Annotated in this window: 9 protein-coding genes; 2 read left to right on the top strand and 7 right to left on the bottom strand. The window is 63.9% G+C overall.

Annotated elements, in window-relative coordinates:
• Nucleotides 1–305: 305 nt before the first annotated feature.
• Complete coding sequence (locus M5G11_RS27140; RefSeq protein WP_273913427.1) at nt 306–602, bottom strand: DUF3509 domain-containing protein; 297 nt, start codon at nt 600–602, stop codon at nt 306–308.
• A gap of 150 nt (nt 603–752) precedes the next feature.
• Between M5G11_RS27140 and M5G11_RS27135 the strand changes: the two genes are divergently transcribed.
• Nucleotides 753–1,415 carry a response regulator gene (locus tag M5G11_RS27135; RefSeq protein WP_273913426.1) on the top strand — a complete coding sequence of 221 codons (663 nt, stop codon included), beginning with the start codon at nt 753–755 and terminating at the stop codon, nt 1,413–1,415.
• A 12-nt stretch (nt 1,416–1,427) separates the two neighbouring features.
• Here the strand turns inward: M5G11_RS27135 and M5G11_RS27130 are convergent, their stop codons facing one another.
• The 6 genes from M5G11_RS27130 to xerD all read right to left on the bottom strand — a co-directional run bounded on the left by M5G11_RS27130 (nt 1,428) and on the right by xerD (nt 11,201).
• Nucleotides 1,428–2,648, bottom strand: coding sequence for an EAL domain-containing response regulator (locus M5G11_RS27130; protein ID WP_273913425.1), 1,221 nt, complete (start codon nt 2,646–2,648; stop codon nt 1,428–1,430).
• A 97-nt stretch (nt 2,649–2,745) separates the two neighbouring features.
• Complete coding sequence (locus tag M5G11_RS27125; protein WP_273913424.1) at nt 2,746–6,333, bottom strand: ATP-binding protein; 3,588 nt, start codon at nt 6,331–6,333, stop codon at nt 2,746–2,748.
• Nucleotides 6,334–6,587: 254 nt separating this feature from the next.
• Complete coding sequence (thrC, locus tag M5G11_RS27120) at nt 6,588–7,997, bottom strand: threonine synthase (RefSeq protein WP_273913423.1); 1,410 nt, start codon at nt 7,995–7,997, stop codon at nt 6,588–6,590.
• A gap of 27 nt (nt 7,998–8,024) precedes the next feature.
• The gene (locus tag M5G11_RS27115; RefSeq protein WP_273913422.1) at nt 8,025–9,329 is read right to left on the bottom strand and encodes a homoserine dehydrogenase; all 1,305 of its coding nucleotides are present in this window, start codon (nt 9,327–9,329) and stop codon (nt 8,025–8,027) included.
• Between the two features lie 81 nt (nt 9,330–9,410).
• Nucleotides 9,411–10,154: a thioredoxin fold domain-containing protein gene (locus M5G11_RS27110; RefSeq protein ID WP_273913421.1), complete on the bottom strand. Its 744-nt coding sequence runs from the start codon at nt 10,152–10,154 to the stop codon at nt 9,411–9,413.
• Between the two features lie 150 nt (nt 10,155–10,304).
• Nucleotides 10,305–11,201 (bottom strand): site-specific tyrosine recombinase XerD, encoded by an 897-nt coding sequence (xerD, locus tag M5G11_RS27105; RefSeq protein ID WP_273913420.1) that lies wholly within the window; start codon nt 11,199–11,201, stop codon nt 10,305–10,307.
• A 68-nt stretch (nt 11,202–11,269) separates the two neighbouring features.
• Here xerD and M5G11_RS27100 point away from each other — a divergent pair, with 68 nt between their 5' ends.
• Nucleotides 11,270–13,072, top strand: a complete 1,803-nt coding sequence (locus tag M5G11_RS27100) for a cation:proton antiporter (protein ID WP_273913419.1) — start codon at nt 11,270–11,272, stop codon at nt 13,070–13,072.
• The last annotated feature ends 44 nt before the right edge of the window (nt 13,073–13,116 follow it).

The following is a 13,116-nucleotide window of genomic DNA, read 5'->3' as shown; positions in this document are numbered from 1 at the left end:
CAATCAATTTGCGATTCTGTACGGAGATCGATTTATCAGGCCGACCTGGTAAAAGCACGGCCTGCCTGACGGCAGGCCGTTACCGGCCCGCACACAAAAAATCTGACAGTCCCGGGCGGAAGGGGCCATCAGCCCAATAACCCAATACCCCAAAAAAAAAGAAACCCCGAAACGGTGGGGAATCCGTCCGGGGTTAAACAAAGGTCACTTCACCAGTGCCTCACGCAACAGCCTCACGGTATCGGAGCGATACACCGATCAACTGCGCTTAACCAATCTGATTGCCCGATGGGGCAAAGGTTCCCTCACAAGCCAACGGCTAATCCGCTACCCTGCCCAGCGTGCCGTTGTGCGGCGATCACGCAGGGTTGCAGGCGTCCTTCGGCGATCAGCAGATCGCGCTGGACCCCGTCGACCAGGTCCACCAGCAGGCGCTGGTCCTGTAACTGGCTGGCCTTGACCTGCCGTTCCAGCACCAGCAACCCGCTTGCATCACAGACCTGCAGGCACGCATCACTGCTCGAATCCTGCGGCGCCAGCGTGACCAGATACGGCGCCAATGCTTCACTTAGCAACAAGCTGATAGTTTCTGTCTTATTCACACTATTCACCTGTCCGTCATTGAAGGAGTCTTTCACTGACCCAGTTTCGGCCAGAAAAGTTCTATCAGCGGGTTTCGCTGCACGTTCAGCGAGCATGCCCGGCCAATATGACAGATTGACTCCCATCCACCGGTTTTGCGGAGCACCCCCTTGAACCCAGGCGTCCCCCGTGAACTGCGCATCGTCCTGGCAGACGACCACCCGATCTTTCGCATCGGCTTGCGCGCCGTGCTGGAGCAGATCCCTGGCGTCAGCGTGGTCGCCGAGGCCGGCAGCCCCCTGCAACTGCTTGATCACTTGCAAACGGTTGACTGCGACCTGCTGGTCACCGACTTCATGATGCCGGTCGAAGACCAGAGCGACGGCCTGAAACTGCTCGAGCAAGTGCGCCGGCACTACCCGCAGTTGCCCATTCTCGTGGTGACCATGCTCAACAATGCCGGCTTGTTCCGCGCCATGCTCGGCCTTGGGGTCAATGGCCTGCTCAGCAAAGGCAGCCTGTCTGACGAGCTGCCCGAGGCCATCACTCGCCTGCGCAACGGCAAGATATTCCTCGCCGATTCAGTGCACCAACTGCTGCTGCAAGATGGCGAAGTCCGGGCCGACCAGGCGCAGGTCCAGGGCACCCTGTCGCCCAGGGAACTCGAGGTGGTGCGCCTGCTCGCCACTGGCCAGACGGTCAGTGAAATTGCCGCCCGGCTCAACCGCAGCACCAAGACCGTCAGTACGCAAAAGGTCACGGCCATGCGCAAGCTGGGGGTCAGCAATGATGCCGCGCTGTTTCTCTATCTTCAGGAACTGGGGCTCGGCTGAAACCCGTGCGGTTCAGGCCACCCCAAGCTGGGCGAAACCACCCTGCTCACGCTCGACTACCCAGCGCCGCAGGTCGCTCTCCGGCATCGGCCGGGCAATGAAATAACCCTGCATCACCGGCCGCCCCAAGTCCTTCAGCGCCTGCAGGTCTTCCTGCGTCTCGACGCCCTCGACCACCACCTTGAGATCCAGCCGCCGGGCGGTAATCATCGCCCCGGCAACCACCGCCGCCTTGCGCCCATCCTGGCCCATGCCACGGACGAACTCGCTGGGCAATTTCAGCTCGCTGAACGGCAGTTCAAGCAAGCGCTGCAAGTTCGATACGCCGGTACCAAAGTCATCGATGGACAGCTGGCAGCCAAGAATCCGCAGGTGCAGCAGCGCTTCAAGCTGGCGGCTGTCCAGTTGGCAGTCCTGGGTCTCGATGATCTCCAGCGTCAGCACCGATGCCGGCACCGCATGCCGGTGCAGCGCATCAATAACCCGTTGGCCAAAGTCGTCCTGCATCAGCAACTGCGGTGGGATATTTACCGCCACGGGCAACTGTTGGCCGTTCTCCAGGCGCACGCTGGCGCTCAGCGCCAGTGCCTGCTCCAGCACGTGCCAGCTCAGCGCCCCGAGCAGGCCGGCGCTTTCAATCAGCGGGAAGAATTGCGCGGGGGAAAGCACCCCCAGGGTCGGGTGATGCCAGCGCACCAAGGCTTCGACGCCATTGATGCAGCCATCGAAACTCACCTTGGGCTGGTAATGGGCCACCCACTGCGGCTGGCACTGCGCAAGGCTGGCGGCAGAGAGGGTCAGCAACTCGGTCATGTCCAGGGTCGGCACCGAGGGCATGGCTTCACTGCTGACCTGGCGGTACAGGCTCAACAGTTTGTTCAGCGTGGCGCTGGAGGCGGGCTTTTGCAGGCAACCGAGCACCCGCAGGCCCAACTGCCGGGCCAGGCTGCCGACACTGTCGATAACGCCCCGCTCAGCGCTGCTGAGGATGATCAGCGACGCCGCCAGGCCCGACTCGGCCAGGTAGCGGATCAGCTCCAGGCCATCACTGCCGTCCATCTGCAGGTCACAGATGGCGATGTCCACTCGCCCACGACGCGACAGCGCTTGCTGCGCGACCTCGACCGACTCGGCCGTAAGGACGTCGTACACACCGTTGGCGTTTAACATCTGGTGCAACGCCATCAGCTGAAATGAATGGTCTTCTAGGATCAGAACCTTGAGCTCGTGCATGGATAGCCTCCACCGTGCTGGCCTGCGCAGGATCACGCGGCCGCCACTCTAGGTAAAAATCCGGGCCCGCCCTATAGGATAAGTCCTAAAGTCTGTCCTACAGATTCCTCAATTCGCGCTCAATCTGTGTACGCAGCTCGACGATTGCCGTCTCCAGCCCATGCCACTCGTGGCTCACGGGAGCCTCGGGCGCTTCGCGGCTGGCACGCTCCAACGCGGCAATGCCATGCGCCAGCGGCTCGGCATCGATCAGGCACGCCACACCTTTCAGGCGATGCAGCGAGGCGCCCAGCGTTGCAGAGTCGTGCCCGGCCACCGCCGTGCCCAGCAGTTCTTGCTCTTCATCCAGGTTCTTCAGCAGCTCCTCAAGCATGCGCAGCAGGATCGCATCATTGGCCTGGGTCATCTTGCGCAGGGTCTGCATGCGGAAGCTGCGCACGGGTGCCAGTTCCTCGATCACCGCCGCCAGACGCTGAAGCGCCACCGGCTTGATCAGGCATTCGTCCATGCCCGCTGCCAGGCAATGGCCGTGCTCCTCTTTCATGGCATTGGCGGTGCAACCGACGATGGCAATGGCGGCGCGTTGCTCGTCACGCTCGATGCGGCGAATACCCCGGGCCAAGGCATAGCCGCTGACCTGCGGCATATTGCAGTCAGTCAGCACCAGGTCGAACGGCTGTTGCTGCCAGGCCTCAAGCGCAGCCTGGCCGCCGTCCACCGCGACCACCTCATGGCCAAGGAACGCCACCTGCTGGCTGAGCACCAGGCGGCTGGCCGACAAGTCATCGACCACCAGCACCCGCCGCGCCGGCACCACCGGTGGGCGCCATGCTGGCTGGGGCGCCGTGGCCGCCTCGCGGGCAATGCGCTTGAGCAGCAGCGCCACGCTGACTTCGGTGCCCTGCCCCGGCTCGCTGCTCAGGCTGATGGTGCCGCCCATCAGCTCGACCAGTTGCCGGCAGATGCTCAACCCAAGCCCAGACCCGCCATACTGCGCAGCCGACTCGGCGCTGGCCTGGGCAAATGGCTGGAACAGCTCGGTCTGTTGCTGCGCGCTGATGCCGATGCCCGTGTCGCGCACACTCAGGTGCACAGCAACGCCTTGAGGCGAACCCGCATCACGGCACTCGACGCGGACCACGATGCTGCCCTCGTGGGTGAACTTCAGCGCATTGCCAAGCAGATTGACTACCACCTGGCGCAGGCGCAGCGGGTCGAACCAGTACACGCCTTGCGCCTCGACGCTGATATCCAGCTCCAGCAGCAGCCCCTTGGCCCGTGACTGCGCGCGGAACTGCTCGATGATCGCCCAGAGGAACGGCTTGAGCGCCCGCGCTTCTGGCGCCAGCTCCAGGCTACCGGCCTCGATCCGCGCAAGGTCGAGGCTGTCGCCGATCAGGTCGATCAAGTCGCGTGCCGATTGATGCGCCGTTTCCAACGCCTCGGACGGTACCTGGCCGTTGCTGCGCGCCGTCTCGCGCTCCAGTTCCAGCAGGCCGATGATCACCGCCATGGGTGTGCGGATCTCGTGGCTCATGGTCGCCAGGAAGGTGCTTTTCGCCTGGTTGGCCTGCTCGGCCTGCTGGCGCGCCTCGACCAGCGCGGCTTCCAGTTGCTTGCGCTCGGTGATGTCGATCCAGCCGCCAAGCAGCCCCTGCAACTGACCGTCGGCGCGGTAGAACGGCACCGTCCATTGGTAGGCGTCGATCTGCTTGCCGCGAAAGTTCAGCCGGCGGTCGATGAACACCGGCTTGGGGTCGCTCAACAGGCGCAGGTAATCGTTGTGCATGCGCTCGGTGATGTCTGCCGGGATCACCTTGAGATCGGTCAGCTTGAGCCCCTTGACCTCGGCAAAACGAATCGAGAAGGCTTCCTCATAACTCTTGTTGCAGGAGATCAGGCGCCCTTCAAGGTCACGCACGTAGATCGGGTTGGGAATCCCGTCGAGTAGCGCCCGCTTGAACGCCACCTGGTCATTGAGCGCCTCCTCGGCCCTCTCGCGCTGGCGGATCTGCGCGCGCAGCCGGCTGTTCCAGGCCAGTGACACCAGGCCGAGCACCAGCACGGCGGCTACCGCCCAGTACACCCACGGGGCAATCCGCTGCCAGACCGGAGCGGGCGGCGCCACCGAACCCAGCCACTTCATGCGTACCGCACGCATCTCGGCGACCGGGAAGGCTTCCAGCGCCTTGTTGAGGATTTGCAGCAGCTCCGGCGCGCTGTGGCGCACGGCGAAACGGTCCGGGGCCCAGCGCCCGTCCACCCCGCGCCCGACCTTGAGCTGCGGATCGTTGGCCACCACACGATAGGCGCCCACCTCGCTGTCGATGGTCGCGTCGGCGGCGCCGCTGCGCACACGCTCGCGGGCCTGGGCCAACGACTCGGTGCGCAGGATTCGGATGTGCGGGTACTCCTTCTCGATGCTGGGTTCCAGCACATGCTGGGCCGGCAGCGCCAGGGTGCGCCCGGACAACTCGTCAAGCGAGCCCAGGGCAATGCTCTCCGGGCGCACGATGAACACCCAGCTCTGCCCGCCGAGCGGGTGGGTGAAATCAAGAAACTCGCGGCGTTCGGCCGAGTCGCTGAGCGTGGTGCTCATGTCCGCCTCGCCGCTCTCCAGCAGCTCAAGGCTCTCGGTGATCGAGCCGGAAGGCCGGTAGACGAACTGCAGCCCGGTCATCTGCGCGATGGTCGCCAGCACATCGTTGTTGAGCCCGCTCCAGACCTGCTGTTCATCGCGGAACAGGTACGGCGCATATTGGCTGCCCACCACCTTGACCTGCGGGTGATGCAGAATCCATTCGCGCTCCTGTACCGTCAGTTCGACGCGCTGGTGGGCCACATCCGAACCGATGCCGGAGGTCCAGCGCCCCAGGATCTCGCGTTGCAGTGGCTCGTCGATACTCTCCAGCGCGCGATTGAGCATCGCCTGCAACGGCGGGTCACTGGCCCGGATGGCGAAGGCGAAACCAATCACCGGCAAGGCACTGGGTGATACCACCTGCAAGCCCAGGTAGGGGCGCATGGCCTTGTACGAGCGCACGATGACGTCGTTGCCGATAAAGGCATCGACCTCGCCCTGGCTCAGCGCCTCCAGTGCACTGTAGAGGTTGGGGGCGAGGATGATCTTGCTGTCCGGGTAGGCATGGTGCACTTCGCGGGTGTCGGCGTAGCCGTCGAGCAGGACGATCGACTTGCCCTTGAGCGATGGGTTGGCGGCAGCGGTTTCGCCGCGCATCACCACTACCGAGGTGTCCGGGATGTAGTCGCGGGTAAACGCCAGCCCGGGCACGCTGCGCTCGAAACCGTTGGCACTGGTGAGGATGTCGATGGCGCCGGAGCGCAATGCCTCGATGGCGTCTTCGCGCCGGGTGAAGCCGAGCACACGGGTGCCGACCCCCAGGCGCCGGGCGACCAGGCTCAGGTAATCGGCACTGACGCCCTGGTAGCGGTTGCGGTCGATGGTGATGTCCACCGGTTCGTAGTCGGCGATGGAAATACCCACGCGCAGCACGCGCTCCGGGCCCAGCCAGCGGCTTTCATCAGGTTTCAGTGTCAGCGGTTCAAGCGCGGTGAACGGCGGCACGAGGGTAAACGGCAGGCTCTGTACCGCCTGGGCCGGGGCCATCAGGGTCAGCAACAGCCAGCATAGGCAGAAGGCTTGCCATCCATTCTTCAGTTTCATGCGCCTCCTCCATTTCAGGGCATTGGCTAGCTTAACGTTGTAGCCGCTGCCGTCAGGCTGCGCTGGAGTCCGCCAGGGCTCCCAAGGTGGCTCCCAAGGGACATTCGAGGGGCTCCCAACAGCAGCGCCTGCGTTGCAGGCGAGCGCAGCCTGTCGGCAGCGGCTACAACATCACAAGGTTCAAGGCCGCCCTGCACAGTGTAGAAATGAAAAAGCCCGTCATCGACGGGCTTTTTCCGCTACCACTCGCTCGATCAGAGCGGCTTGCCACGGTTGCCATGCTGGCTGACAAACGCCTGCACGACTTTCAGGTCATTGGCCAGCACGGTGCACTTCTCTTCCCGCGAGAACAGGTCGGTCAGGTGCGGCGGCAGGTCCAACGCCTTGCCCACGCCAGCCTTCTCCACCGCCTCTGGGAACTTCACCGGGTGCGCCGTGCCCAGCACCACCATCGGCGTGTCCAGGCTGCGACGGCACTCGCGTGCGGCCTTCACACCAATGGCGGTGTGCGGGTCGAGCACTTCGCCGGTCTGGGCGTAGACCTCGGCGATGGTCTCGCAGGTCTGCGCATCATCCACGGCCAGCGAATCGAACAGCTTGCGCGCTTCGGTCCAACGGTCCTGGTCGACGCTGAAACCGCCGCCCTGCTTGAAGTTGGCCATCAGCTCGGCAATCGCTGCGCCGTTGCGACCGTGCAGGTCGAACAGCAGGCGCTCGAAGTTCGACGAGACCATGATGTCCATCGACGGCGACAAGGTCGCGTGCAGGGTGTCCTTGACGTACTGGTTGCCGCTCATGAAGCGGTGCAGGATGTCGTTGCGGTTGGTCGCGACGATCAGTTGGCTGATCGGCAGGCCCATGTTGCGCGCCAGGTAACCGGCGAAGATGTCGCCGAAGTTGCCGGTCGGCACCGAGAACGCCACCGAACGGGCCGGGCCACCCAGCTGCAAGGCTGCGTGGAAGTAGTAGACGATCTGGGCCATGATCCGCGCCCAGTTGATCGAGTTCACCGCAACCAGGCGCGTGCCCTTGAGGAAGCCCTGGTCAGCGAAGCTGGCCTTGACCATTTCCTGGCAGTCGTCGAAGTTGCCTTCGATGGCGATGTTGTGGATGTTGTCGCCGAAGATCGTGGTCATCTGGCGACGCTGCACTTCCGACACGCGCTGGTGCGGGTGCAGGATGAAGATGTCGACGTTGTCGCAACGACGGCAGCCTTCGATGGCCGCCGAGCCGGTGTCACCGCTGGTGGCGCCAACGATCACCACGCGCTCGCCGCGCTTGGCCAGCACGTGGTCGAGCAAGCGACCGAGCAGTTGCAGGGCGAAGTCCTTGAACGCCAGGGTCGGGCCGTGGAACAGCTCCAGCACCCATTCGTTGCTGTTCAGCTGACGCAGCGGGGCGACCGCCGCGTGGGCGAACTCGCCGTAGGTTTCTTCGAGGATCTTCTTGAAGTCGGCATCGGCAATGCTGCCGGTGACGAACGGGCGCATCACCCGGAAGGCCAGCTCGTGGTATGGCAGGCCGGCCCAGGAAGCGATCTCTTCCTGGGTGAAACGTGGCAGGTTTTCCGGCACGTACAGGCCGCCGTCACTGGCAAGGCCTGCCAGCAGGACGTCTTCGAAATTCAGGGCCGGTGCCTGGCCGCGGGTACTGATGTAACGCATGACCTATTCCTCTAAACGCAAAGCTGCTCAGTTCAGTTGTTCGACACGGATGCGCACGACGCTGCCGATCACGTCCTGCAGGGCTTCCAGGGCGGTGATCGCATCGTTCATGCGCTGTTCGAGCACACGGTGGGTGAGCAGGATCATTGGCACCAGGCCGTCGTGTTCCTCGACTTCCTTCTGCATGATCGATTCGATGTTGATACCGCGCTCCGAGAGGATGCTCGCCACCTGAGCCAGCACGCCCGGGTGATCCTTGGCCTGGATGCGCAGGTAGTAGGCGCTTTCGCAGGCTTCGATCGGCAGGATCGGGTGGGCCGACAGCGAATCCGGCTGGAAGGCCAGGTGCGGCACGCGGTTGCCCGGGTCGGCGGTCATCACGCGCACCACGTCGACCAGGTCGGCGATCACCGACGACGCGGTCGGCTCCATGCCGGCGCCAGCGCCGTAGAACAGGGTGGAACCGGCGGCATCACCGTTGACCATCACCGCGTTCATCACGCCATTGACGTTGGCGATCAGGCGGTCGGACGGGATCAGCGTCGGGTGCACACGCAGCTCGATGCCGCTGTCAGTGCGCCGGGCAACGCCCAGGTGCTTGATGCGATAGCCCAGCGCTTCGGCGTAGTTGACGTCGGCGGTGGTCAGCTTGGTGATGCCTTCGGTGTAGGCCTTGTCGAACTGCAGCGGGATGCCAAAGGCGATGGACGCCAGGATGGTCAGCTTGTGCGCGGCATCAATGCCTTCGACGTCGAACGTCGGGTCGGCTTCGGCATAACCCAGCGCCTGGGCTTCGGCCAGTACGTCAGGGAAGGCACGGCCTTTTTCACGCATTTCGGTGAGGATGAAGTTGCCGGTGCCGTTGATGATCCCGGCAACCCAGTTGATGCGGTTGGCCGAGAGGCCTTCACGGATCGCCTTGATCACCGGGATGCCACCGGCCACGGCCGCTTCGAAGGCTACGATAACGCCCTTCTCACGGGCCTTGGCGAAGATCTCGTTGCCGTGAACGGCGATCAGCGCCTTGTTCGCGGTGACCACGTGCTTGCCATTGTCGATGGCCTTGAGCACCAGTTCGCGGGCGATGGTGTAGCCACCAATCAGTTCGATGACGATGTCGATCTCGGGGTTGCACGCGACCTCGAACACATCAGCGGTAATGGGGGTACCGGTAATCTGGCAGTTCGGGTTTGGCGAGCGCATGGCAATCTGTGCCACTTCGATTCCACGCCCGGCGCGGCGGGCAATCTCCTCGGCGTTTCGCTGAAGTACATTGAAGGTACCGCCACCGACGGTCCCCAACCCACAGATGCCTACTTTGACCGGTTTCACTGTGAACTCCCCATTGAACGACCGGCCTGATACCGGTCGTGAAATCGGCCGCCTCCCCATGGTGGCGGCCCACATATTGAATTACTTGCTGCCGGCCAGGGCCAGCTTGGCCACTTGCGGGGCCGGCTGATAACCCGGAATCACCTGGCCGTCTTCCAGCACGATGGCTGGCGTGCCGTTGACCCCGATCGACTGGCCCAGCTGGAACTGCTTGCTGACCGGGTTGGCGCACTTGGCGGCCTTGATTTCCTTGCCGTCGATCATCTTGTCCAGGGCCGCCTTGCGATCGCTGGAGCACCAGACCGCCTGCAACTGCTCATCACCCGGCGAGCCGAGGCCCTGGCGCGGGAAGGCAACGTAGCGCACCTCGATGCCGCGCTTGTTCAGCTCGGGCACTTCGGCATGCATTTTGTGGCAATACGGGCAGGTGGTATCGGTGAACACGGTGATGTGCGACTTGGTTTCGCCCTTGGCAGGATAAACCACCATTTCGCCCGCTGGAATGGCGTTTACCGTCTTGGCGATGGCTGCACGCTCGGCTTTTTCGGTCAGGTTGACTGGCTTGCCGTCCTGCACCTGGAACAGGTAGCCCTGCACCAGGAACTGGCCGTCGGCGCTGGCATACAGCACGCGACCGCCCTTGAGCTTGACTTCGTACAGGCCATTGAGCGGGCTGGACGCGATGCTTTCAACCGGGACCTGCGACTCCAGCGACTCCAGGGTCTTGCGGATGGCTTGTTCGGCAGGATCGGTAACGGCCGCAGCGGCGGCAAAGGTGCTGACCAACGCCAGGGCGGCGGCGGCGAAAATCTGGGTCACGCGCATGAGAACTCCTGAAGGCGGACAGTGGGCCGGAACATGGACGCCCGTGCTGAAAACGGGGCAATTCGCCGGCCCAGGGTGCAAACCGGTCAAGCCTACCACATTCGACGCCAGGCATTGACTGCGGGCGATACGCTGTGTGGGTATCGCTGTTCAGCCGCGCGGGTGATGCTTGGCGTGCAGTTCCTGCAAGCGCGCGCGGGCCACGTGGGTGTAGATCTGGGTGGTCGACAGGTCGCTATGGCCCAGCAGCATCTGCACCACGCGCAGATCGGCGCCGTGGTTGAGCAAGTGCGTGGCAAAGGCATGGCGCAGGGTGTGCGGCGACAGCGCCTTGCCGATCCCGGCCACCTGGGCCTGGTGCTTGATGCGGTGCCAGAAGGTCTGGCGGGTCATCTGCTCGCCACGCAGGCTGGGGAACAGCACATCGCTGGGGCGCCCGCCGAGCAGGTCGTTGCGCCCGTCGCGCAGGTAACGCTCCAGCCACACCACCGCTTCCTCGCCCATCGGCACCAGGCGCTCCTTGCTGCCCTTGCCCATCACCCGCAGTACGCCCTGGCGCAGGTTGACCTGGTCCAGGGTCAGGCTGACCAGTTCGGTCACCCGCAGGCCGCAGGCGTAGAGCACTTCGAGCATGGCGCGATCACGCTGGCCAATCGGCTCGCTGAGGTCCGGGGCCTGCAACAGGGCCTCGACATCGGCTTCGGACAAGGACTTGGGTAGCGGGCGACCCAGTTGCGGCATATCTATCTGCAAGGTCGGGTCGACGCCGATCAGCTTCTCGCGCAGCAAGTAACGGTAGAAGCCACGCAGGCCGGAGAGGAAACGCGCCGTGGAGCGCGGTTTGTAGGCCTGATCCAGACGCCAGGCGAGGTGATCGAGAATCAGCTCACGGCCGGCCAAGGGCAGTTCGACGCCCTGCTCCTGCAACCAGCCGTTGAACAGGGCGAGGTCACTGCGATAGGAGGCACGAGTGTTGTCGGACAGGCCTTTTTCCAGCCATAGGGCATCGAGAAACTGGTCAATCAGGGGGTGATCAATAGCGGGCATGGAGGCTCGGTGGTGAGGCAACGAAATACCGCTAGTCTTCCATATCAACGCCAGCATAGGGAGCCCCAATGAACGAACAACAGATCCTCCTCGCCTTTGGCGGGATTGGCGCGGCGGCGCTGGCCTGCCAATGGCTGGCCTGGCGCCTGAAGCTGCCGGCCATCCTGTTCCTGTTGCTGATTGGCATCCTGGTCGGCCCGGTGCTCGGCTGGCTTGATCCGCAGGCGCTGTTCGGCCCGCTGCTGATGCCGCTGGTGTCGCTGGCGGTGGCGTTGATCCTGTTCGAGGGCAGCCTCACCCTGCACCTCTCGCAATGGCGTGAAATCGGCAGCGTGGTGCACCGGTTGGTGACGGTCGGCGCCATTGCTACCTGGCTGGTGATTGCCCTGGCGACCCACTGGCTACTGGGTTTCGACTGGCCGCTGGCGATCCTGTTCGGCACCCTGACCCTGGTCACCGGGCCCACGGTGATCGTGCCGATGCTGCGAGTGGTGCGGCCCAAGGCGGCGATTGCCAATATCCTGCGCTGGGAAGGCATCGTCATCGACCCGATTGGCGCGTTGCTGGCGGTGGTGGTGTACAGCTTCATCATTGCCACGGGCAATGGCCTGACCCAGAGCCTGCTGACCTTTGCCGGCGTGATCGCCAGCGGTGCCGCGTTCGGTGCGGCGGGTGGCTGGATCCTTGGGCAGACCATGCGTGAGCAGTGGCTACCGGAATACCTGCACAACCTGGCGTCGCTGGCGGCGGTGCTGGGCATCTTCATTGCTGCCAACGAGGTGATGCACGAGTCCGGGCTGCTGGCCGTCACGGTGATGGGCATGTGGCTGGCGAACATGAAGGGCGTGGATGTGCGGCAAATCCTGCACTTCAAGGAGAACCTCAGCGTGCTGCTGATCTCCGGGCTGTTCATCCTGCTGGCTGCGCGCCTCGACCTGACCGCCCTGCTCAGCCTTGGCCCGGCGGTACTGGCGTTGCTGCTGGTGATCCAGCTGATCGCCCGGCCGCTGAACGTGCTGCTGTCGACCTGGGGCTCGCAGCTCCAGTGGCGCGAACGCATGCTGCTGGCCTGGATCGCCCCGCGCGGGATCGTCGCGGCGGCGGTGTCGGCGATCTTTGCCATTCGCCTGGATGAAGCTGGGCATGAACACGCCCTGCTGCTGGTGCCGCTGACGTTTGCGGTGATCATCGGCACTGTGGTGCTGCAAAGCGCGACGGCGCGGCCGTTGGCGAGATTATTGAAAGTGGCAGAGCCTGCACCGAGCGGCTTTCTGATCGTCGGTGCCAACCCACCGGCCAGGGCCATCGGCAAGGCTTTGCAGGCGCTGGATTGCCGGGTGCTGCTGACTGATTCGAGCTGGGAGAACATTCGCGCGGCGCGCATGGAGGGGTTGCCGACTTATTTTGGCAACCCGGCGTCGCAACATGCCGATGCGCACCTGGACCTGGTCGGGCTGGGGCATCTGTTGGGGCTTTCGCCTGCGGGTGAGCTCAATACCTTGGCGTGTGCGCGATTCCGCCATGACTTCGGGCATCAGCGCCTGTTTGTGCTGGCCAGCGGCTTGGAGGCGCGGCGCAGCGACAAGCACCGGGCCAGTGACGAGCATCGTGGGCATGTGCTGGGGAGCCAGTCACTGACCTACCTGCAACTGGCCAATCAACTGCATCAGGGTGGCGAGTTCTACAGCACCACGTTGACCGAGGCGTTTGATTGGGAGGCGTATCGAGCGTTGCATGGGGAGCGGGCGACGTTACTGTTTGCCCGGGACGATCATGGTTGGGTGCATGTGTTCGGGCCGGACACCACGCTCAAGCCTGGGCCGGGGTGGACGGTGGTGGCGCTGGTGCAGCCTGAGTCGAGCCCGACGTGAAGGCTGGCTTGCCTGCAATCGGCCGGGAACCAGCCGCCTGCAAT

Origin of the sequence: Pseudomonas fontis, from assembly GCF_028656955.1 — a bacterium.
In the GTDB taxonomy this organism is placed as follows: Bacteria; Pseudomonadota; Gammaproteobacteria; order Pseudomonadales; family Pseudomonadaceae; genus Aquipseudomonas; species Aquipseudomonas fontis.
Note: the sequence above shows the minus strand (reverse complement) of the source record. Positions and strands in the feature narration are given on the sequence as shown.